23 protein-coding genes and 1 pseudogene are annotated in these 20527 nt (G+C 49.1%); 22 read left to right on the forward strand and 2 right to left on the reverse strand.

The features are described from left to right. Positions 1 to 6: 6 nt before the first annotated feature. The 20 genes from CDA56_RS22765 to CDA56_RS30755 all read left to right on the forward strand — a co-directional run bounded on the left by CDA56_RS22765 (position 7) and on the right by CDA56_RS30755 (position 17315). Positions 7 to 192 carry a hypothetical protein gene (locus CDA56_RS22765; RefSeq protein WP_032408651.1) on the forward strand — a complete coding sequence of 62 codons (186 nt, stop codon included), beginning with the start codon at positions 7 to 9 and terminating at the stop codon, positions 190 to 192. Beyond that, positions 192 to 1421 (forward strand): phage portal protein, encoded by a 1230-nt coding sequence (locus CDA56_RS22770; RefSeq protein WP_049088851.1) that lies wholly within the window; start codon positions 192 to 194, stop codon positions 1419 to 1421. Before CDA56_RS22765 ends, CDA56_RS22770 begins: the two co-directional genes overlap by 1 nt. Further along, positions 1408 to 2061 carry an HK97 family phage prohead protease gene (locus tag CDA56_RS22775; RefSeq protein ID WP_103815349.1) on the forward strand — a complete coding sequence of 218 codons (654 nt, stop codon included), beginning with the start codon at positions 1408 to 1410 and terminating at the stop codon, positions 2059 to 2061. The genes CDA56_RS22770 and CDA56_RS22775 overlap by 14 nt, the downstream gene beginning before the upstream one ends. Positions 2062 to 2075: 14 nt before the next feature. After that, positions 2076 to 3284 carry a phage major capsid protein gene (locus tag CDA56_RS22780; RefSeq protein ID WP_103815351.1) on the forward strand — a complete coding sequence of 403 codons (1209 nt, stop codon included), beginning with the start codon at positions 2076 to 2078 and terminating at the stop codon, positions 3282 to 3284. Between the two features lie 38 nt (positions 3285 to 3322). Beyond that, positions 3323 to 3526: a hypothetical protein gene (locus CDA56_RS22785; RefSeq protein WP_103815353.1), complete on the forward strand. Its 204-nt coding sequence runs from the start codon at positions 3323 to 3325 to the stop codon at positions 3524 to 3526. After that, complete coding sequence (locus CDA56_RS22790; protein WP_103815355.1) at positions 3523 to 3843, forward strand: head-tail connector protein; 321 nt, start codon at positions 3523 to 3525, stop codon at positions 3841 to 3843. Before CDA56_RS22785 ends, CDA56_RS22790 begins: the two co-directional genes overlap by 4 nt. Positions 3844 to 3851: 8 nt before the next feature. Then, positions 3852 to 4190: a phage head closure protein gene (locus CDA56_RS22795; protein ID WP_103815357.1), complete on the forward strand. Its 339-nt coding sequence runs from the start codon at positions 3852 to 3854 to the stop codon at positions 4188 to 4190. Next, positions 4187 to 4636, forward strand: coding sequence for an HK97-gp10 family putative phage morphogenesis protein (locus CDA56_RS22800; protein ID WP_103815359.1), 450 nt, complete (start codon positions 4187 to 4189; stop codon positions 4634 to 4636). Before CDA56_RS22795 ends, CDA56_RS22800 begins: the two co-directional genes overlap by 4 nt. Continuing rightward, a complete protein-coding gene (locus tag CDA56_RS22805; RefSeq protein WP_049105834.1) occupies positions 4633 to 4980 on the forward strand; it encodes a gp17 family tail completion protein in 348 nt (115 codons plus the stop codon). The genes CDA56_RS22800 and CDA56_RS22805 overlap by 4 nt, the downstream gene beginning before the upstream one ends. A gap of 56 nt (positions 4981 to 5036) precedes the next feature. Beyond that, positions 5037 to 5741 carry an immunoglobulin domain-containing protein gene (locus CDA56_RS22810; protein ID WP_103815361.1) on the forward strand — a complete coding sequence of 235 codons (705 nt, stop codon included), beginning with the start codon at positions 5037 to 5039 and terminating at the stop codon, positions 5739 to 5741. Positions 5742 to 5771: 30 nt separating this feature from the next. Then, the gene (locus CDA56_RS22815; protein WP_064411109.1) at positions 5772 to 6176 is read left to right on the forward strand and encodes a phage tail assembly chaperone; all 405 of its coding nucleotides are present in this window, start codon (positions 5772 to 5774) and stop codon (positions 6174 to 6176) included. 2 nt (positions 6177 to 6178) lie between these two features. Then, a complete protein-coding gene (locus tag CDA56_RS22820) occupies positions 6179 to 6484 on the forward strand; it encodes a phage tail assembly protein T (RefSeq protein ID WP_103815363.1) in 306 nt (101 codons plus the stop codon). A gap of 75 nt (positions 6485 to 6559) precedes the next feature. Then, positions 6560 to 6943 (forward strand): hypothetical protein, encoded by a 384-nt coding sequence (locus CDA56_RS22825; protein WP_015370209.1) that lies wholly within the window; start codon positions 6560 to 6562, stop codon positions 6941 to 6943. 69 nt (positions 6944 to 7012) lie between these two features. Next, entirely contained in the window at positions 7013 to 10420 is a 3408-nt protein-coding gene (locus CDA56_RS22830; protein ID WP_103815365.1) for a phage tail tape measure protein, read from the forward strand. Between the two features lie 20 nt (positions 10421 to 10440). Beyond that, on the forward strand, positions 10441 to 10914 hold the full coding sequence (locus tag CDA56_RS22835) for a hypothetical protein (protein WP_049069906.1): 474 nt from the start codon (positions 10441 to 10443) through the stop codon (positions 10912 to 10914). Next, the gene (locus tag CDA56_RS22840) at positions 10901 to 11386 is read left to right on the forward strand and encodes a DUF1833 family protein (protein WP_014838151.1); all 486 of its coding nucleotides are present in this window, start codon (positions 10901 to 10903) and stop codon (positions 11384 to 11386) included. Before CDA56_RS22835 ends, CDA56_RS22840 begins: the two co-directional genes overlap by 14 nt. Positions 11387 to 11395: 9 nt before the next feature. Continuing rightward, positions 11396 to 11776 (forward strand): hypothetical protein, encoded by a 381-nt coding sequence (locus CDA56_RS22845; RefSeq protein ID WP_032750767.1) that lies wholly within the window; start codon positions 11396 to 11398, stop codon positions 11774 to 11776. Next, a complete protein-coding gene (locus CDA56_RS22850; protein WP_103815367.1) occupies positions 11773 to 14856 on the forward strand; it encodes a host specificity factor TipJ family phage tail protein in 3084 nt (1027 codons plus the stop codon). Before CDA56_RS22845 ends, CDA56_RS22850 begins: the two co-directional genes overlap by 4 nt. Positions 14857 to 14920: 64 nt before the next feature. Next, positions 14921 to 17119, forward strand: a complete 2199-nt coding sequence (locus CDA56_RS31325) for a hypothetical protein (RefSeq protein WP_227633050.1) — start codon at positions 14921 to 14923, stop codon at positions 17117 to 17119. Between the two features lie 7 nt (positions 17120 to 17126). Continuing rightward, complete coding sequence (locus CDA56_RS30755) at positions 17127 to 17315, forward strand: hypothetical protein (RefSeq protein ID WP_139536105.1); 189 nt, start codon at positions 17127 to 17129, stop codon at positions 17313 to 17315. A gap of 287 nt (positions 17316 to 17602) precedes the next feature. Here CDA56_RS30755 and CDA56_RS22860 read toward each other — a convergent pair whose 3' ends face one another. After that, positions 17603 to 18445 (reverse strand): DUF6236 family protein, encoded by an 843-nt coding sequence (locus tag CDA56_RS22860; RefSeq protein ID WP_103815368.1) that lies wholly within the window; start codon positions 18443 to 18445, stop codon positions 17603 to 17605. Between the two features lie 81 nt (positions 18446 to 18526). On the opposite strand from CDA56_RS22860, the pseudogene CDA56_RS22865 reads away from it, so the two are divergent. Together CDA56_RS22865 and CDA56_RS31330 are read left to right on the forward strand one after the other, a co-directional pair. Continuing rightward, positions 18527 to 18718 (forward strand): annotated as a pseudogene (locus CDA56_RS22865) (helix-turn-helix domain-containing protein); the annotation flags it as partial. Between the two features lie 86 nt (positions 18719 to 18804). Next, positions 18805 to 19044: a hypothetical protein gene (locus tag CDA56_RS31330; RefSeq protein WP_103815396.1), complete on the forward strand. Its 240-nt coding sequence runs from the start codon at positions 18805 to 18807 to the stop codon at positions 19042 to 19044. Positions 19045 to 19381: 337 nt separating this feature from the next. Here CDA56_RS31330 and CDA56_RS22875 read toward each other — a convergent pair whose 3' ends face one another. After that, entirely contained in the window at positions 19382 to 20404 is a 1023-nt protein-coding gene (locus CDA56_RS22875; RefSeq protein WP_306011284.1) for an SDH family Clp fold serine proteinase, read from the reverse strand. Positions 20405 to 20527 lie beyond the last annotated feature (123 nt).

A 20527-nucleotide genomic window follows, 5' to 3' on the forward strand; every position in this document is an offset into this window, starting at 1 on the left:
GCACTTATGATCCTGATGATTCTTGCCCCGCTGATCGGGGTGATCGGTGCTGCTTTGTTTTCATATGGTGCATGGCTGGTATTCCCGCCCGCAGGATTTATTACTGCTGGTGTTCTGTGTCTTTTCTGGTCATGGGCTGTATCAAAATATTTGTCCGCGCCACGTAATGTTCAAAACGAAGGCGGTGATTGATGTTCTTTCCCGGATTGTTTCAAAAATCTAATACTCCGGTGACCACACCTGCAGAGTTAGCGGAAGCCGTAGGGATGACTTACGACACCTACACTGGAAAGCGCGTCAGCAGCCAGAAAGCGATGCGTCTCACAGCGGTGTTTGGCTGCATAAGGGTGCTGGCTGAGTCAATGGGAATGCTTCCCTGCAACCTGTACAAGGTCACTGGCAACAGTAAGCAAAAAGCGACATCTGAAAGGCTGCACAAATTACTGACGATGAAGCCAAACGACTATATGACCCCTCAGGAGTTCTGGGAGTTGGTCATTGTCTGTCTTTGCCTGCGCGGTAATTTTTACGCTTATAAGGTTAAAGCCCTGGGGGAAGTGGTTGAACTCCTGCCTATTGATCCCGGTTGTGTAGACCCGAAGCTAAACAGCCAGTGGCAACCGGTGTATCAGGTCACTTTCCCTGATGGATCGACGGATGTGCTGGGGCAGGATGATATCTGGCACGTCAGGACGCTGACATTTGACGGGCTGGTGGGCCTGAACCCAATCGCATACGCAAGAGAGGCCATTTCTCTGGGTATGGCGACTGAAGAACACGGCGCTCGATTGTTCTCAAACGGTGCTGTCACTTCCGGGGTCCTTCGTACTGAGCAAACGTTGACTGATGCAGCCTATGACAGGTTGAAGAAAGATTTTGAGGATCGTCACCTTGGGCTCAGCAATGCGCATCGTCCGATGATTCTCGAAATGGGTCTCGACTGGAAGTCGATGGCGCTCAATGCCGAGGACAGTCAGTTTCTTGAGACCAGAAAATTCCAGCTGGAGGAGATTTGCCGACTGTTCAGGGTGCCGATGCACATGGTACAGAACACCGATCGCGCGACCTTCAGCAATATCGAAAACCTTGGCATCGGCTTTATTAATTATTCCCTTGTCCCTTACATGACCCGCATCGAGCAGCGAATTAACGTAGGGCTGGTGAAGGAATCGAAACAGGGCACCTACTATGCCAAATTCAATGCCGGTGCGTTGCTACGCGGGGATATGAAATCAAGGTTCGAATCGTATTCGACCGGTATTAACTGGGGCATTTACTCACCAAACGACTGCCGTGAACTGGAAGATATGAACCCACGCTCTGGCGGTGACATTTATCTGACGCCGATGAATATGACGACCAAGCCGTCTGACAGCAATAAGAGCAAAACAACCGAGGAACAACATGATGCCGATGACTAAACAGCGGTTGGATATTCCGCTGAAGCTAAAGTCTGTCAGCGACAGCGGGGAGTTTGAAGGCTACGGCTCTGTGTTTGGCGTTAAGGACAGTTACGACGATGTAGTTGTTCCCGGCGCATTCAGTAAATCACTTCAGTCATGGCGGGAGAAAAGCGCGCTCCCAGCTATGCTCTGGCAGCACCAGATGGATGAACCTATCGGGGTTTATACCGAAATGAAAGAGGATGAGGTTGGCTTATATGTCAAAGGCCGATTACTAATTGACGATGATCCTCTTTCAAAGCGAGCGCATGCCCACATGAAGGCCGGTTCTTTAACCGGCCTTTCTATTGGTTACATGCTCAAAGACTGGGAATACGACCGCGAGAAAGGCGTGTTTCTTCTCAAGGAGATCGACCTTTGGGAGGTCAGCCCCGTAACGTTTCCATCGAATGACGAGGCGCGGGTAAGCGATGTTAAGAGCGCGTTTGCCCGTGGTGAAACACCTTCCCAGAAAAGTATTGAACGGGTCCTGCGCGATGTTGGGCTCTCCCGCACCCAGGCCAAAGCATTCATGGCCGGGGGCTATGGCAACCTCTCTCAGCGTGACGCTGATGGTGTGGATGCCGCACTGGATGCACTGAAAAACATCAAATTTTAATCAGGAGTTGAATTATGGCAGTCGAAATTAAAGACGTTGAGCAGGTCGCGCAGGATTTGCAGCAAAAATTCGATGATTTTAAAGCGAAAAATGATAAGCGCATTGACGCTATCGAATCCGAAAAAGGCAAGCTGGCCGGAGAAGTTGAAACACTAAACGGTAAGCTGACCGAGCTGGATCAGCTGAAAACCGCGCTGGAAGATGAGCTTAAACAGCTTAAGCGTCCCGCTGGTGGCACTCAAAGCAAGGCCGCAACCGAGCATAAAACCGCTTTCATCGACTTTATGCGCAAGGGTAAGGATGACGGACTGCGCGATCTGGAGCGTAAAGCCCTGCAGGTAGGCGTGGATGAAGATGGCGGTTATGCCGTCCCCGAAGAACTGGATCGCACCATTCTAAATCTTCTGAAAGATGAGGTAGTGATGCGCCAGGAGGCGACAACCATCACCGTTGGTGGTGCCAACTATAAAAAACTGGTTAACCTTGGCGGCACCGCTTCCGGCTGGGTCGGTGAAACTGATGCCCGCCCTGAGACTGCTGCATCTAAACTCGGTCAGATTGAACCGTTCATGGGTGAAATCTACGGAAACCCTCAGGCAACCCAGACGATGCTGGATGATGCCTTCTTCAATGTAGAGGACTGGATCAACAGCGAACTGGCGGTTGAGTTCTCCGAACAGGAAGAAATCGCTTTTACCAGCGGTAACGGTACGAAAAAACCGAAAGGCTTCTTGGCCTACGCCTCCACTCTGGAGGACGATAAAACCCGTGCCTTTGGCACGCTGCAGCACATTCTTTCCGGTGCGGCGGCTGGTGTGACTGCCGATGCGATTATCAAACTGGTCTACACCCTGCGCAAGGTACACCGCAACGGTGCTAAGTTCATGATGAACAACAACAGCCTGTTTGCCGTTCGCATTCTGAAGGACTCTGAGGGTAACTATCTCTGGCGTCCGGGCCTTGAGCTGGGCCAACCCTCCTCTCTGGCAGGTTATGGTGTTGCTGAGAATGAGCAAATGCCTGATATCGCAGCAGATGCGAAAGCCATTGCGTTCGGTAACTTTAAACGTGGCTATACCATCGTTGATCGCATTGGTACCCGCATCCTCCGCGACCCGTACACCAACAAACCATTCGTTGGTTTCTACACCACCAAACGTACCGGCGGAATGCTGGCCGATTCTCAGGCCATCAAACTGCTGCAGATCGGTGCTGGCGCATAATCTGATGGGGCTTCGGCCCCATTCTTATGGAGGTCATTATGCTGCTGAAAAAAGACCTGAAATGGTCACCTGATGGCATTCAGGTAAGAAACATTCCAGCCGGTGAGTATGAGGCGGGATCACTTCCTGAACGTGCTCTTGAGGTTGCTGCCCAGATGGGGATTCTCGACGGCACTGAACAACCGGAAATTGAAACACCAGTTAAGCCTAAAACCAGCAATAAGCGGGGTGAAGGAAAATGAAGCCCTCTGTAGAAGAGCTTCGTTACCAGTGCCGTATCGACAGCGATGATGACACAGAGGATGTGATGTTAACGCTCTACCTCAACGCCTCTCTGAAGCATGCGGAAAAAATGACTAATTGCCGTCTTTATGATAACGCTGTTCCAGACGACGATCCTGATGGACTGGTGATAGAAGATGATATCAAACTGGCCCTGATGCTCCTGGTGTCGCACTGGTATGAAAACAGGGAACCTGTGAGCGGCGACAGCGTTAATACTATCCCGTTCGGCGTCAAAGCAATTTTGGAACAGCACCGCAAAGTACCAGGCACGTAGGAGGTGATATGCAGGCTGGACGATTACGGCACCGGGTCACCATTCAGAACTTCACAACCTCCAGAACACCTTCCGGTCAGCCGGTTGAAAAATGGGAAGATGGGAAAACTATCTGGGCCGAGGTTAAGGGGATAAGCGGTCGGGAGCTGTTAGCCGCTGGCGTAGAGCATGCTGATGCGACAATCCGGGTCTGGGTGCGTTTTCGCAGGGATATTTCAGCCACATCCCGATTGAAGGTACTGACCGGCCCGTTTAAAGGCGCAGTTCTTAACGTTACCGGGCCTCCGGTTCCGGATATCAAAGGTACCCGGCTGGAAATTCTCTGCAAACAGGGGACCGAAAAATGATTGATGTGAATCTGGATTTTTCCGGTTTGCAGGATATCGCCCGAGACCTGCAAACCCTCAGTAAAGCTGAAAACAATAAAGTCCTCCGGGATTCAACCCGCGCCGGGGCTGAAGTCCTCCGGCAGGAAGTGATTGACAGGGCTCCTGAGAAAACCGGGAAGGTGAAGAAAAATGTTGTTGTCGTTACCCAAAAAAGCCGCCGTCGCGGTGAGATTTCCTCGGGGGTGCATATTCGTGGTGTTAATCCGCGAACAGGGAACAGCGACAACACCATGAAGGCCAGCAACAAGCGGAATGCTTTTTACTGGCGCTTTGTCGAACTTGGGACTGCTACGGCTCCGGCACATCCCTTTGTACGTCCCGCGTTTGATACCCGGCAGGAAGAAGCTGCACAGGCAGCAATAAACCGAATGAACAAGGCGATCGATGAGGTGCTGGCGAAATGACAGAGGATGATATCTACGCTTTGCTTGCTCCGCTGGCAGACGGGCGGGTTTATCCGTATGTGGTGCCGCTTGGCAGCGACGATTTACCCGCGGTGGCCGCTCCTTACATCATTTTCTCGATACCGACAGATGTTGCCGGGGATGTGTTCTGTGGGCAGGCCGAATCGACGCTGCACATTCAGGTAGACGTGTGGGCAGAAACTAACGATGAGGCCAGGGCGTTGCGGCTTGAGGCCCTTTCCCGGCTGGAAGTGCTTTCACCTACCGAAGTAACCAAAATCCCCGGCTACGACACTACAACCCACTTGCATCGGGCAACGCTCGAAATAACGGTCATTGCCTGACTGGAACCAATCCAATCTGACCGCCGCTGGCGGTTTTTTCATTTATGGAGGCTGCAATGTCAGCACTATTTGAACGCGCCCAAAAAACGGTAGTAATGATTACATCAGTGCCGGTCACTGCGGCAGAACTGGACACGGCGACGTGGTTAAACCTGAGTTGCACTATCAAACAGGCCAGCTTTACCGCCGGTCAGAAAAACGATATTGATGTGACGACGCTATGCTCTGACGAAACAGAAAATATCAACGGGCTTCCGGCACCGTCGGAAATGTCACTTTCCGGTAACTTCTACCGCAACCCGGCGCAGGATGCACTTCGTGCGGCATACGATAACGACGGCGTTTATGGATTTAAGGTTATTTTCCCGTCTGGTAATGGATTCCTGATGCGCAATGAGGTGCGTCAGCACACCTGGGATTCTCAAGCAAATGGTGTGGTAGCCGCAACGTTCTCGCTGCGTCTGAAAGGCAAGCCAACCAATATTAATGCCCCTGGCATCCTGTCTTTCGCGACAGACCTTCCTGCATCGCAAACGGTAGCGGCCGGAAGCGCCCTGACTATGGGGGTGGTCGTCCAGGGCGGCACAGCCCCTTATACCTACGTCTGGAAAAAAGGTTCGTCAACCGTCAGCGGGCAGACCAGCGCAACGTTTAATAAGTCCAGCGCAGTATCAGGTGACGCCGGGGTTTATTCCTGCGTGGTTACAGATGCCGATGGCACCGTTATCACCTCTGCTGACCACACCGTCACCATCAGTTAATGGAGCGCCGGGAAACCGGCGATAAACTTAATGTCAAAACAGAATCTTAAAGCGCTGGCGCTGGCCCCGATGGCGGGTTTCCGTAAAAAAGAAGTCACCGTTCCGGAGTGGGAAAACGCCAAAGTTATCATTCGTGAACCATCGGCTGAAGCCTGGATTCGCTGGCAGGGGATTGCCAGCCCGGAACAACCAAAACCACCGGAAGGGCAGGAAGCGCCAGAGGTGCCAGAACTGACCCCTTCAGAACGTGCGTTCCGCACGATGCGGGCAGATGTCACACTCTTCATTGATATTCTGCTGGATACCGACCTGCAGTACGTTTTCACCGTCGATGATACCGAACAGGTTGAAGCAATTTATGGCCCTGTCCATTCCCGGTTGTTGAAACAGGCACTTGATCTCATTCGTGATGCGGATGACGCCAAAGCAAAGTAAAAATGCCTGGCATGCAGTTCCTGATGGCGCTGGCGCTCCGGATGGGCCGCACGCTGGGCGAACTGCGACAAACCATGACGGTCGGCGAATTCAGGATGTGGGCTGAATACGACCGTATCAGCCCGATCGGTGATATCCGTGGCGATATTCTCAATGCTCAGCTGGTTTCAGCGATGTACGGGGCACAGGGCGGTAAAGTCACCATTGAAGACGCACAGATTCAGTGGAGCGGAGAAGAGGGCGAGGCAAGCGACAGCGGCGATCCCTTTGCAGGCTTAGAAGCCGCTTTGCTCGCGGCTTCAGCTTGAATTAAACAACGATAGCTGAAGTCTTTCTTAACCAATGGTAGGATTTACTCATATCTTTACCAACAGGGGCGCTGTGTGAAAAAATTAATAGTTTTGGCATTATCCATTTTAGTGCTGGCCGGATGTAAGCCCGGCGAAGAAAAAGCAATAGATATTGCTAAAAAGGAAGTTGCTGCTGACATGAAAGATCCAGATAGTGCAAAGTTTCGCTATCTAAGGTTTGTAAAAGCAGGTGAAAAAGATGGGCTGGTTGGCGGATTTGTTTGTGGTGAAATAAATTCAAAAAATAGTTACGGTGCTTATGCTGGTTATTCAAAGTTTCAGTTGGCTTTAACAATGAAATCGAAAGGTTTTTTCTCTAAAGGTGTAAGCTATACTATTGATGATAAGAAGATATACAAAGCCCTCATTGGTTCTGATTTGGATTTTTATTATAAGATATGCGGTCAGGATGAGTGATTGATTAAACTAATGAATTAAATTAAGAGCCTCGCACAAGCGGGGCTTTTTGTTGTTAGAGGAATAGCAATGGCAACCCTTCGCGAATTAATTATAAAAGTTTCAGCTAATTCTCAGTCCTTTCAGACCGAGATCGCTCGCGCCTCTCGCATGGGGTCCGATTATTATAAGACAATGCAAATGGGGGGGCGGCAGGCGGCTGTTTCTGCACGCGAGACAAGACAGGCACTAGCCGAAGTATCTGCACAATTGTCAGAAACTAAAAACGCAGCTATGGGTATGGCTGGTGCGTTTGCCGGAGTTTTTGCGACTGGGCACCTAATTGCCCTTGCTGATGAGTGGAGTTCTGTGAATGCACGTTTAAAACAGGCATCAACATCAACCGATGATTTCTCCAATTCCCAACGATTACTTATGGATATCAGCCAGAAAACAGGGACAGCGTTCAGTGATAACGCAGGTTTATTTGCTCGATCGGCAGCATCAATGCGTGAGTTTGGTTATTCCTCTGGCGATGTACTGAAAGTAACCGAGGCTATCAGCACGGGCCTTAAATTATCTGGGGCCAGCACGTCAGAGGCTAGTTCTGTTATCACGCAGTTCAGCCAGGCGTTAGCTCAGGGAGTGTTGCGTGGAGAGGAGTTCAACTCTGTTAACGAAAACGGTGATCGAATCATCCGTGCTTTAGCGGCAGGTATGGGCGTTGCCCGCAAAGACCTCAAGGCGATGGCTGATAACGGACTGTTGACAATAGATAAAGTGGTTCCGGCCATTACCGCTCAGTTGCGAGTGATGCAGGCTGAATTTGAATCAATGCCAAAAACGGTTTCAGGCTCAACTCAAAAGGTTGAAAATGCTTTTCTTGCTTGGGTTGGCGGTACAAACGATGCTTATGGTGCCTCTGCAGCGCTTGCTGGTGGGCTTGACTCCCTGGCAGAGAACATTGATACAGTAGCAATGGCAGCAGGGGCATTAACGGCGATTGGAGTTACCCGTTTTCTTGGTAACTGGACGTTGCAATTAAAGTCGCACACCGAAGAGCTTATACGGGCCAGAGGTGCAGAAATTTCGAGTACAGCGGCCAAAATTGAGGGGGCAAATGCTTCACTTACACAGATCGAATCAGAAAAATCACTTCTCCTTTCAAATCAACGATCGCTCGTGGCTCAATTAGAATTGGCGCAGACTGAAAAACAACGTGCGACTATCAGAACACTTCTGGCCAAAAACTCAATGGATATGGTAAAGGCTAACAAAGCCGAGACCGCGACCGTTAATGAGCTATCAATGGCAAACCAGAGGCTGAATGCGCTAACCTCTGTTACAAGAACGGCATGGGCTGGCGTATCATCCTTATTTGGTGGCATTCCAGGGATTTTGATGCTGGGGGCAGGCGCCTGGTATACATGGTATCAGAATCAGGAACAGGCGCGTCAGTCTGCGATACAGTATGCCTCCACCCTTGATGAGGTGGTGGAAAAAGCGAAAGCCATGAGCGAAATTCAAATCAGAGGTTCTATTGCCGATTCTGGTGAATCCATTGACGCGCTCAAAGATAAGCTGGAGGACTTGAGGGATGCTCAAGCCGAGGCAGCAGCTGAAGTTCAGAAATATACGTCTCTCGCTCGACAAATGGGCGTTCAGAATGATCAAAATAATGGTTACGTACAGAACGCTGCTAAATATCAGCGGGAATATAACAAAATATCCCGAGATATTGCTGATACTACATCTCAATTAAACAATGCTGTAGATGCACAAAATAATTTACAAACAGAGTTAGCCTCAAAAGTTCAGGCGTCGGCAGTTGCTTTTGACAAAATAAAAAACTCGATAATTGGTGCGCTGAATATTAATGAAGCAATGGCAACTTCGCTATCAGTTACCATTCAATTCATGGACGAATTAAAAAAACGCTCTGGGAGCGGCCAGCCCCCAGCAGTTCAAACCAACACAGCTTACGATAGTTTTATAAAGCAACAGAAGGAGAGCATAGCCCTCTCTCAAAAAGAAGGTGTTGAGCGGGCCAAGCTTAAAGCGCTTCAGGATGCCATCAAACAGGGAGCGGTTAGAACTGATAATAAAGGTAATATTTTACCGGGGCAGGATGAGCAGATCGCAGCTATTCAAGGTAATGCTGCTACAGACTTTAAACTTAACGAATCGCAAAAAAAACCTCGCGGAAAGTCAGAGGTAGAAAAAAATGAAGATGCATATACCCGCATTGTTAAACAACAAGAAGAACAGATTGCACTCGCCGGACAAAGCAATGAACTGGCAAAAATAAAATATCAGATAGTTCAGGGGGAACTAGCCTCACTCGATCAAGCTAAAAAAGAAACCCTTCTGCACAATGCTGCGCTTATCGATCAGAAAAACATTGCTGAACAGTTAAAAACGTTCCGTGAGGGGCTCGCTGACAGCAACGCTGCTGCGCGTGATCGGGGGGATATTGATTTTCTTGGTGCCGGTATGGGGGATAAGGCCCGCGACCGCATGAAGGAAATGGCGGATATTCGCACTGATTTTCTCAAACAGCAGCGGGACCTGCAGCGGGATTTCAGCAAAGGTCAGATTTCTGAGGACCTGTATAAACAGCAAACGGAAGCGCTACAGGCGGCGCTTACTGAACGGCTCCAGATTCAGGAGGACTACTACAAGAAAACCGATGAACAGCAGTCAGACTGGCGGGCTGGGATCAGCGATTCACTGATGAACTACGCCGATCAGGCTGCTGACCTCAGTTCAATGGCAGCATCAGCGACCAGCGAGATTCTCAATAACACCACGAACACCATTTCCAACAACCTGACCAGTGTCCTGACTGGTGCGACTTCGTTCAAAGATGGGATGTCGAATATCTTCAGCTCTCTGGGCGAAACGGTGATTAAGACACTGCTCCAGATGGCAACGCAGGCGTTAATCACCAAAGCGATTATGGCGTCGTTCGGCGGTGGTGCTGGTGGGATGTTCGGTAGTCTTTTTGGTGGAGCAAGTGGAGCTGCAAGCAGTGGAACTGCGCTGCAAAGCTTCGGATCGTCTTTTGCCTTTAATGCCCTCGGTGGCGTCTACGATTCTCCGTCACTTTCTGCATACAGCGGCGGCGTTTACAGCACTCCGCAGTATTTTGCCTTTGCGAAAGGTGCGGGCGTGTTTGGTGAAGCTGGTCCGGAAGCAATTATGCCCCTGACCCGTGGCGCTGATGGTTCGCTGGGGGTTCGTGCGGTTGGTCGTGAGTCACCGGCAGTCCAGGATGCGGCAAGGCAGATTGAGGCGCAACCACGAATCGCGGTCAGTGTTGATGCCCGTAGCACGTTTAGCGGGCAACCTGACGACGCAACAATGCTGGCAGTAGATCGAAGGAATGCTGCACTGGAACGACGCATCATCAACACACTCACTGCTGAAGTAAATAACCCCCAGAAGAAATTCGGACGCGCCATCTACTCCAATCTACAGCCCAAAAAACCAAGATAGACTGCCCGGAGGGAAAGTTAATGGCGGATATTATCTATCCGGATGAGTACCTGCCCATGCCACTTATGGACGGGTACGGTTTTAAGCCCATATCACCTTTACTGCGAACGGAAATGACGTCCGGTCGCGCAAGGCAGCGGCGGCGATACACCTCAACACCCACTCAGGCATCAGTGAAATGGATTTTTCAGACTGATGCGCTGGCGCAGGTGTTTGAGGCCTTTTTCCGGGACGCACTGAAAGACGGACAGTCCTGGTTCTATCTGAGGCTCCAGACCCCGATCGGGGTAAAGCCCTATAAAGCCAGGTTTATTGATATTTACGAAGGTCCGACACTTGTCGCACCGAAATACTGGCAGTACAGCGCAACGCTGGAGTTATGGGAACGTCCGTTACCGCCTGCCGGGTGGGGCAATTATCCGGAATGGCTCGCTGGCCAGTCATTGCTCGATATTGCACTGAATAAGGAGTGGCCAGAGCATGACGATTCTTGAGCAACTTTATGCCAGTAGCGGCTCTGAAGTCATTCACGACACGTTGCAGATCACGGCAGGTGATCAGAACTACTGGCTTACCCGTGGGTGGGACAATATCACTGTCACATTAGAAGACGGGCAGCAGGCAACTTTTGAGGGATGCGCTATCGATATTGCGTTACCTGCAAGGAATGCCGATGGCACACAAGACCTGAAATTTGCCATCAGTAATGTTGACGGTGTGGTATCTGATGCGATTGACAGAATTCTGGACGAAATGAAATCGGCAACACTGACTTTTCGGCGGTATATCTCCTCTGATTTATCTGCACCTGCGGCATCGCCTTACACCCTTGATGTGAAATCCGGATCGTGGACGGCAACTGCGGTGCAGGTAACTGCCGGATATATGAACATCCTTAAAACGGCCTGGCCGCGTAATCGTTATAACCTGGCTGAACATCCTGGTCTTCGTTACATGTCTTCCTGAGGTATTCACATGTTCCATTCTGATAAATACCTTTCGGTCAAATGGCTGAAGGGCGGGCGAGTTTATCCTGAGCTCGACTGTTTCGGCATCATCAATGAAATCCGCGGCGATCTCCTTCTCCCGTTATGGCCGGATTTTTCCGGCGTGACGAAAGATGAGGGAGGGCTCGATCGTGAGGCCAGGAAGTTTATGAAATCTCTCACACGCTGTGAGCCTTGTGTCGGGGCCGGGGTAGCTTGTTATTCAGGATCAACCGTGACGCATGTTGGTATCGTAGTTTTACTGGATGGCCAGTTGCAGGTTGCAGAATGTAATCCGGGAACCAATGTCACCTTTCTACCTCTTCCGCGATTTGTTCGTCGGTTTAACCGTGTGGAGTTCTGGCAATGACGATAAGGATTTACCCTTCCCGGCTCCCCGGAGAACCGCTTGAAACTCATGAGCACGGTAATATTACGCTGCATCAATGGATGTTCAGAAATGTTCCAGGGTACAGCCAGGACAGATCGCACCCAGTTGCCGTTGAATTAAATGGTCGCACACTTCCTCCCGATGAGTGGCCGCTTTGCCAGTTGAGCCCGGACAGTGATGTCAGAATTTATCCTGTTCCCTATGGAACCGGGCTGGAAATTGCCGTCTGGGTTTCTGTTGCAATATCAGCTGCCAGTGCTGTCTACTCGTTGTTCTTCGGGCCGAAAGTCGACCTCGGTGGTTATTCATCGGGTAGCGGTCGTTCGCTGGAGCTAAACCCGGCAAAAGCTAACACGGCGAAACTTGGAGACCCGATACGTGAGGTGTTTGGTCGATGCCGTATCTATCCTGATTATCTGGTGCAGCCGGTTACCCGTTTTGACCCCGATGATCCAACGCGAATGACGGTCGAAATGTTTCTCTGTGTCGGGCAGGGGAGGTTTTCGTTTACGGGAGGAGATAAACGAATTGGAGAAACCCCGGCAGCCTCGCTGGGTAATGGTTTCAGCGATAAGGTGTACCAGCCAGGAGAGGACGTATCTTCTGATCCGCGAAGTGAAAACTGGTTCAACTCGACAGAGGTAGGCGGAACATCAAGCGGAACAGGGCTGGATATGGCCCAGACGTCGCCTGATTCCGACGATATTATTGCTGACAGCATGACTGTTTCTGGTGCATCCGTAACGTTCACAGGGCTGGACACGGATGATGGTGACGATGACGACGAGGATGATAACTCTCTGCCTGCAAGTTGGGTCGCAGGAACTATCGTTGAGATTAAAGCCCCCACCAACTTCCTTATCTCCACCTCATCAGGTTACAGCGTATTTGCCAGCAAACTACTGACTGAAATCGCGCCGGTGGTTGGGATGCCAGTAACGTTGAGTTTTAACAGTGTTGATTACGATCTCTTTATTGCAGCCTGTACGCCGGGACAGGATGCCATACCGGGAGAGGGCGGCAGTGCGGCTAAAATTCAGTCCAGCGCGGCACCGACAACTTACGATTTCTCGCTGGGCAGCACAACGTTTACGGTGACCTGGCACGGAACAACTTATACCGTCTCTCTTGTTGCTGATTATGTGAATATGTCCGGCCTTCTGGCTGCAATTACTGAGGGACTGACCGGCTCCGGCCTGGTGGCGCAGGATAATGGCGGAATCGTACTAATCACTGAAGAGGCGAGCCCGTTTGCGGGTGGAGAAATCTCATCATCATCGCTCCCGGTAGCGGTCTTTGGCGATGCGCCTGTTTATACCGCAGGCAGTGAATCAACCGGCGGCAGCGCCGCTATCACCGCAAATGTCACGCTGGCCTATAACAGTTCGACGGGTACCCCTTTCTCAGGGATGCCGGAGGGAACGCAGCGCCTTTCCCTGTCTCATCGTGGCAGTGAGTACCAGATTGTAACTACTGACGGAACAACGGCAACGGTTGCACGCCTTGTTGATGGTGCCATTGATGCTTCATGGCCAGGGTTCTCCGGCAGAACGATGATTGACTATGAAGCCACGGGGCTTAATGACACGCTGAGCTGGCTGGGACCGTTTCTTGCCTGCCCTGAAAATGAAGTTGTGGACGCCTTTGAGGTGAATTTCTCCTTTCCTAACGGCATCTGCGGTTTTGATAACAAGGGCAAGAAACGCATCCGGCATGTTGAGTGGGAGATTCAGTATCGGGTTTATGGCACCGGCTCCGGGTGGATCAGCAAGCAGGGCGAATACGCACTCAAAAACATTAATGGGCTGGGGTACACAGAAAGATTTTCGCTCGACTCTCCCGGCCTGGTCGAAGTGCGGTGCCGTCGCCGGAACGAACAGGGCAGCAATAACGCGCGCGACAATATGTACTGGCAGGCTTTAAGAGGGAGGCTTCTGGCAAGACCCGTATCCTACTCAGGTGTAACAACCTGGGCAATTACCGTTGAAACCGGGGGGAAGCTGGCGGCACAGTCTGACAGGCGCGTCAGCGTGGTCGCTACCCGCGAATATGACGGAGGGGGAAACAGAACCATTAGCGGCGCATTTCGTCATGTAGCAGGCAGTCTTGGTTTTAATGCAAACCAGATTGACACCTCTGCGATAAATGCTCTTGAAACTGCCTGGTGGACGCCAAGGGGGGAATATTTTGACTATGAGGCAAGTAGCGACAGTGCTTCAGCGAAAGATATTTTCGACAAAATCACCGAAGCAGGCATGAGTTACTTTTTGCTGTCAGACGGGCTCTTATCTGCCGGGCGAGAAGGTATCAAAAGCTGGACCGGGATCATTACCCCCCAGGATACGGTAGAGGAAATGAAGACCTCATTCAGGGCCCCTTCTGATGATGATTATGACGGTGTTGACGTCACATATATTAATCCGGTTACCTGGGCAGAAGAGATCGTTCAGTGCCGGACGACTGATAATCCTGTGCCTCGCAAAGTGGAGTCGTACTCACTGGGCATTGTAATGACAGCAGATCGTGCATACCGAATAGGCATGCGCAGGCTCATGAAATATCTGCATCAGCGCAGGACCTATGAATGCACAACTGAGCTTCTTGGCTGGTGTTACCAGTTTGGTGATCACATCATTCTTTCTGATGATATTCCGACGGGTAAAACAATCAGCTGTCTGATAGAAGGCGTGACATTCGATGATGAAGTTATCACGTTAACAGTCACTGAACTTCTTGACTGGAGCTATGTTAATCCGCGCTGCTGGATTCAGTTTCAGGGAGGACGGCCGTCGACTCGTTTGCTAACGCCGACACGTGTCGATGACTTCACCCTTACTATACCGTACAACGACGACCTACACCCGGAAGACTGGACAATGGATGACCCGGATGTTGAATTACCGCGCCTGTTATTTTGTGACAGTGAGAAGGGGGCCCGGCACGGTATCGTTCAGGAAATAGTCCCGTCTGATGACTGCACCTGCCAGGTCACCGCCCCGGAATACAAAGAAATTTTCTACAGCTACGACGACGCTACCTACCCCGGCGACGTCGCTTAACTTTTTAAAAAGCACCCATTCACCCGCCTCATTCGGCGGGTTTTTCATTTTTGGAGCACAATGTATGGCCGACAACGAAAAGCTTGGCTCGACATCACCACAGATATTGCTGAAGAACGCAACCAATCTGGATAAGTTAGTCAATGGCCGCGAATCAGAGTCATTGCCGGATCGTTTCGCTGTACTTCGCCGCACCTGGTACGGTATGGAGATGATCTTCAATCGCTTCATCACGTATATCACGGGACGTGGAGAACAGGCGGTAGGTGCCATTGGCTGGCAGGAGCTGGGAAACTGGGCGACTGGCCTCACGGTCGATAATCGCCAGCAAATCGTTTACTACAATGGCTCCTGGTACAAATACCTTGGAGAGCTTGAGCACGTCATTACCGGAGATTCTCCAGAGAATGATGGTGGAGTGTGGTCGGCTGAAAACCCAACGGGGAAATGGTCGAATATTGGTGATGCGGCTCTTCGCTCAAACCTGGGTTCAGGCGAAGGTGATCCTATAGTTGCTCCTGAAAAAGTCAGAGCGGCATTAGGTGGCACAGTTAGCGAGGCTATACGCTATGTGAGTGTTGATGGTTTTGAGCCAGATTTAACCGGCACAACAGACTCTACACTATCAGTTTTGAAAGCAGCAGCAGTCGCAAAAACTCTCGCGGACAGCGCTTATGTGACGGGGGATACTAAATATTACGTTGTACGGTATGGTTTCGGCGCTTATATGCAGGGTGATGTGCCACTGTATACCGGCATAACATATGATGGTCAGGAGAATGGTACTTTTATTATACCAAAGCCGGGCGCTAAATTTTGCTTTACCACGACGGGCACCGAACCCTATGCAACCAGTAGTTCAAAACGGTTATATAACGCCACAATAAAAAACCTGCGTATTGGATGTGCATTCCGGGAAACAGTATTCCCGGTTCCTGCCGGTGTCGGCGGTATTAATATTGAGTATGCCTCATACATTAAAATTGAAAATGTAGAAATGCGCATGCTGAATGGTCCGGGTCTGGTCCTGAAGGAGGTATGGGACTCAGATATTGATAAGCTCAGAATGATGAAAGTAGGAAACATCACTGACTTAGCCAATATTGCACCGGCGCTTAATATGAGTATGGGTGATGGTACTGACGGGTGCAACGCTATCCGTTTTAATAAATTACATATTGAAGAATGCCCTAAGCCGCTGCAGCTTGAGCCAGGATGTCGGCATATTTTCTTTACCACCATGAAACTTGAAGGTGGCTCAACCACTTCAACTATCGTTGGCGCTGCGGGCATGTCTTTTACCGATACTGAAGAAACCTGGGCCAGAAATGACATTCCCCACATTTCATTCACTCGAACCGAATCATACGAATCGTTTGGGGTGGTATTTAACACACCGCAGTTTAACAGTGGCGGCCTTGCCCCGCGTGGCTGGTATATCTATCACGAAGGCAACTCTGGGCATCTGTTAATTTCTAATCCTGTTGGCAAATTCGTAAAAACGATGGTCACAGGTAACAGCTGGATATCCAGAGGCGGCACTGCGTATGCCTGCGGCCCGGATTATATGAAGGGGACGTGGAGCTGTACTGTTGACGGGTTGGTTGCAAGAGCAATTCTGAGGGCATCGACCGCCGGGGCTGCGCCAACAGATGGAACTGGCGATTTCATCGTCCTGTCTGGCGGCGATAACGTGGTGCGGAACTGCAAACTTCACTCGGCAGGCGCGATTGATGACGGGCTGGCTTTTATCAACATTCTGGGATGTAACAATGACGTTGCCTGTAATGACAACTCGTTCTCCGGCTCAAGGCAGTACGGGATTAGGGGGAGCATAACGAGTTATAAGGTCCGCGATAACTCCCTGGTAGATAGCGGTACACTTGCTGCCACTATGTCAGCAGCGACAGCCAGATATAGTCTGGTGAATCCGGGCTCCAGCGGCCTGGGGGCGGGTGGTTTCAAAAGCGCAAACGTCACCATCTCCGCCGGCGCTGCGGGCTCGCTCGACATCATTTCCGGGGCAACGACGCTGCTCATCAGGGCCTCTTCTGCGCTGGGATTTGCAGCGGCAAAAATCTTTGTTGATGCGAACTTTTCAACAGTAGCGCTTGAGCAGAGTCTGGGAGGAATATTCGCAACAGGTGCAGGCACGCCTGGTGACGGTAAGGTATATATCACGAAATCAGGTTCAAACCTGATACTGACAAACCATAACAGCGCTGCGACATTTTATGTCATGGCCCTGTCTGCCGTAATGTGAGGTCTTTATGTTATTCAAAGAGTTAATTGAAGGGAATGTTATTTCCCTTCCGGAAGGTGATGAATTTACTGTGACAAGCACGCCAGAAAAAGACCCTGTGACAGGATGCCTGTTTGTTAACGGTATATTATCTGACGGTTCCGAATCACGGTATTTTGCGACCGAATACACTCTGGTAACGGTGGATGATGATTAGATTATAGCCCGCAAGCAATGGCGGGCTTAGCTGCAGGTGGTAAGTTCTGACTATAGTTAAATCTTGATACTAGGGGTTGAGATGACAATAAACTGGGAGTGGAGTGGTAAACGAGCAAAAAATTTAGGTATTGTTTTGCTTATCGGAGTCGATATTCATTATCTGTTTCCTGATATGTTCGTTTACGTTAGTGGCCTTATGATGTTCATACTTGGGTTTAAGTGCGAACTAGGACGAATTAAATTTAAATGAATAAGTGGCATGCCCAAAATTATTTTACAGAGCACTTATTTAAATTCCTTGCTTAAATAACCCACGTAATTAAATGGGTTTCCACTGTCTATTCTGTTTATTTTTATTGAGTCTTTAACAGAAAATACACTTAGGATTCCTGCTGTCACTCCAACTATCTGAGCAGCGGTTTGAGGCATTACTACAGAAGCCCCTGCATAGTACATAGATGCAACCTTGAAAATTTCCTTCATATTTAAATTATAATCAATGTTGGATGGGATGAATTTAATCTTGCTTTCATTAAAAAGCCTTGCTATGGTGGCGCAAGCACTGTCAATTTCATTTATTGATTTTTTTAATTCAAAATCTTGATTTTCGGCAGAGGCAACTCTAATCTCTAAAGAGTTCATGTGAATCATAAGGTTGCGTAACTCACCCTTCCTTTTTTCTCTAAAATTTAAAATTTTATCTACAGGGGTTTTTTTATCTGGTAAAGGAAGGGCATTCGTTAGGGTTATTATCTCCCCAGCGTTTTGAATAGTGCTTGTATCACCTCCTTTTAGAAAGTTTTCCATCCCATATGTGGCATAGTTATTATTTTTATTATTTAATAGATCGAATATTTTGTCAGTGTACGACTTATGAAGTGCTGGTGCCAGCGCGCCGTTTATTGATGGTATTTGGACTATGTGTTTTTCAATGATACCGGCGCTTGCAAGAGATTTTTCTAGTGTTTGATCGAGAACTTCCATGCTAATGAACAGATTATCAATAATTACAATTTTATCCCAATAAAGTATGCAACGTGTTACCTCATCAGGTTCTTTTCCACTAAATGATTGAATTTTATCGTTAGTAATCATGCCGTTAGGGAACAAAACAATCTTATTTTGCATTTTATTTCCTCTCAAGTGTTTGTACAAATGGCAACTAATATGTTTGATATTATATAAGTGAATAAAGTTAATTAATCAATAGCGAGAGAGCAGGGGCGCATCGGTGGCCGCCGCCGGGTAATGACCACTGAAGTTGTGGAGCGGTGCCGCCGGATGCTGAAGAACGGTGCAACCCGGCAGCAGGTAGCTGATGTTGTTGGTGTGGGACTCAAAAGCATTTACAAATATCTTCCAGTCGGCATCCCCACAAAAAGCAAAGCGTTACCTCAGTGATAAAGATCGATAGATGAAACCTGCATTGAACAAAATTCGCGATTAAATTACTGTATGTATAAGCAGTGTTTATGCGAGGGACGATCATGCTTCGACAATCAGACATCAACAACGCCTTTCGTGAGTCGATCCTTCGAAACTCGAAAGGCTATCAATACCTTTACACCAGGGATTTCGTTTCCTCGCTTGTGTGCCGTGGCATCCACTTTTCCTACTCCGAGGCTAACCGCTGGATAGAGCGCTATCAGTCGTGCTTTGCTGACAAAACGCCGGAGCACACTGAGAATCGGCTGTGGATACTCCGCAATATGGGGAGGGGGCTATGATGGGGTTTTCGTCGCCAGCAGCTGATTATGGACACTCTCAACGTCACGAAACTGTGCCGCATGGATGGCAACTCTCGGGCTGTAAAAACAGACTCCGGCTACGCCATTCTGGGTGTGTCGATAACTCCGAGTTTTCCAAATAAAAATAAGAACCCGCCTTAATTGGCGGGTTTTATACTAGGATGCGCTTGAAGAAGGGCTCAGCGAGTAACCAGCAAACTTATTAAAGTTATTCTGTAGGTAACTTACCGTTACTTTTGCTGAAGAATCAGCAGCTTTAGGCGCTGAGCTGCTGTTAAGTGATTGTTGTATGCTCTTTTCTTCAAAATTTTTCACATTAAGGTTCGTCATGACGTTTCCATCCCTCGTAATTAACTGTATTGTTGATAGCAAACTGTTGCATGGGCGGTGGTGATACCTGGACCCTCTGCAGCAGCCCTTGAGTTCGCATCTGATAAGAACATGTCTCGGTTGATTCTACTAAGGCTCTGACAGCAGTGTATTGTTGCTGAGGAACAGAGCCAAGAGTGGTATTGACATCAAAAGGCTTGCCTAGTTCCAATTCGCTCTTAATATCAAGATAGATTGAATTAATCAACCCATAAAGTGTTTCGGAAGGTTTTTCTATTGTCAGCCCAAGATCATTTGTGGCTTCTCTCCGGCTGATAGTATAGTCATGGCTGCCAGAATCAGAGCAAAGGAAGCTCACAATCCGTTCAATTTTATCTGATTCAGATACTTGGTGTGTCAGAAGCCTTCTGGCTAGCATCTGGATTTGGGTCTGCGCTCTGTATACACTCCCCAGAACTAAAGGGTGTACCTTTTCGCTCAACTTAAGAAGTATGTTAATGGAGTCCTCTGGGTTTTGAATACCTAACTCATCCTTTGCCAGAGCAAGATATGCTTTAATATCTTCAACGCTTACCGGTGAAATACTTTCCTGCCCATTAATTGTCGCAATAGGGTTTAGAGGTGATGTTAGACTGGGGTCTATTGGGCCAAGCGTGGCCTGTTTAGTCATGATTATTTTGTTGGCCCCAAGAGCCATAATCGTTCCAGCGCTAAGACATTTTGAGGGTATAATCACCTCGAGCTCGTCACAAAATTGCCTTAGCAGGTTAACTAAGCTCCATGCCGTAAGAGTTTCCCCGCCTTTAGTGTAAAGAAGTAAAGATATTTTGGGGGTTACGCCAATTTCATCTAGATGATTCACAAAGAAATCATAAACTTCAGAGTGGATTTTCGTTTCCATGCCAGGTCTGTCACCGGTTACATAAGTGATAACTTTCGACCCGCGCTCCCTTTCGAGATCACGATATAGCGACTGTCTGTCTGTAAACATCTTTAGTCCTTTTATTATTAGTAATAAAACATTTAGATCATGAACCCAGACGCATCAGCCAAGGAGCATCGAACCCTTGACCTAAAGTGGTTAAATTAAGTCCACACAATATATCCCCTAAAAATATTTTGTAACATCCTG

It is taken from the genome of Klebsiella michiganensis (genome assembly GCF_002925905.1).
In the GTDB taxonomy this organism is placed as follows: Bacteria; Pseudomonadota; Gammaproteobacteria; order Enterobacterales; family Enterobacteriaceae; genus Klebsiella; species Klebsiella michiganensis.

Bases quoted from the DNA above. Each gene is read 5' to 3' on its own strand.
- CDA56_RS22765 (WP_032408651.1), top strand. From the start codon at position 7: ATGATCCTGATGATTCTTGCCCCGCTGATCGGGGTGATCGGTGCTGCT.
- CDA56_RS22770 (WP_049088851.1), top strand. From the start codon at position 192: ATGTTCTTTCCCGGATTGTTTCAAAAATCTAATACTCCGGTGACCACA.
- CDA56_RS22775 (WP_103815349.1), top strand. From the start codon at position 1,408: ATGCCGATGACTAAACAGCGGTTGGATATTCCGCTGAAGCTAAAGTCT.
- CDA56_RS22780 (WP_103815351.1), top strand. From the start codon at position 2,076: ATGGCAGTCGAAATTAAAGACGTTGAGCAGGTCGCGCAGGATTTGCAG.
- CDA56_RS22785 (WP_103815353.1), top strand. From the start codon at position 3,323: ATGCTGCTGAAAAAAGACCTGAAATGGTCACCTGATGGCATTCAGGTA.
- CDA56_RS22790 (WP_103815355.1), top strand. From the start codon at position 3,523: ATGAAGCCCTCTGTAGAAGAGCTTCGTTACCAGTGCCGTATCGACAGC.
- CDA56_RS22795 (WP_103815357.1), top strand. From the start codon at position 3,852: ATGCAGGCTGGACGATTACGGCACCGGGTCACCATTCAGAACTTCACA.
- CDA56_RS22800 (WP_103815359.1), top strand. From the start codon at position 4,187: ATGATTGATGTGAATCTGGATTTTTCCGGTTTGCAGGATATCGCCCGA.
- CDA56_RS22805 (WP_049105834.1), top strand. From the start codon at position 4,633: ATGACAGAGGATGATATCTACGCTTTGCTTGCTCCGCTGGCAGACGGG.
- CDA56_RS22810 (WP_103815361.1), top strand. From the start codon at position 5,037: ATGTCAGCACTATTTGAACGCGCCCAAAAAACGGTAGTAATGATTACA.
- CDA56_RS22815 (WP_064411109.1), top strand. From the start codon at position 5,772: ATGTCAAAACAGAATCTTAAAGCGCTGGCGCTGGCCCCGATGGCGGGT.
- CDA56_RS22820 (WP_103815363.1), top strand. From the start codon at position 6,179: ATGCCTGGCATGCAGTTCCTGATGGCGCTGGCGCTCCGGATGGGCCGC.
- CDA56_RS22830 (WP_103815365.1), top strand. From the start codon at position 7,013: ATGGCAACCCTTCGCGAATTAATTATAAAAGTTTCAGCTAATTCTCAG.
- CDA56_RS22835 (WP_049069906.1), top strand. From the start codon at position 10,441: ATGGCGGATATTATCTATCCGGATGAGTACCTGCCCATGCCACTTATG.
- CDA56_RS22840 (WP_014838151.1), top strand. From the start codon at position 10,901: ATGACGATTCTTGAGCAACTTTATGCCAGTAGCGGCTCTGAAGTCATT.
- CDA56_RS22845 (WP_032750767.1), top strand. From the start codon at position 11,396: ATGTTCCATTCTGATAAATACCTTTCGGTCAAATGGCTGAAGGGCGGG.
- CDA56_RS22850 (WP_103815367.1), top strand. From the start codon at position 11,773: ATGACGATAAGGATTTACCCTTCCCGGCTCCCCGGAGAACCGCTTGAA.
- CDA56_RS31325 (WP_227633050.1), top strand. From the start codon at position 14,921: ATGGCCGACAACGAAAAGCTTGGCTCGACATCACCACAGATATTGCTG.
- CDA56_RS30755 (WP_139536105.1), top strand. From the start codon at position 17,127: ATGTTATTCAAAGAGTTAATTGAAGGGAATGTTATTTCCCTTCCGGAA.
- CDA56_RS22860 (WP_103815368.1), bottom strand. From the start codon at position 18,445: ATGCAAAATAAGATTGTTTTGTTCCCTAACGGCATGATTACTAACGAT.
- CDA56_RS31330 (WP_103815396.1), top strand. From the start codon at position 18,805: ATGCTTCGACAATCAGACATCAACAACGCCTTTCGTGAGTCGATCCTT.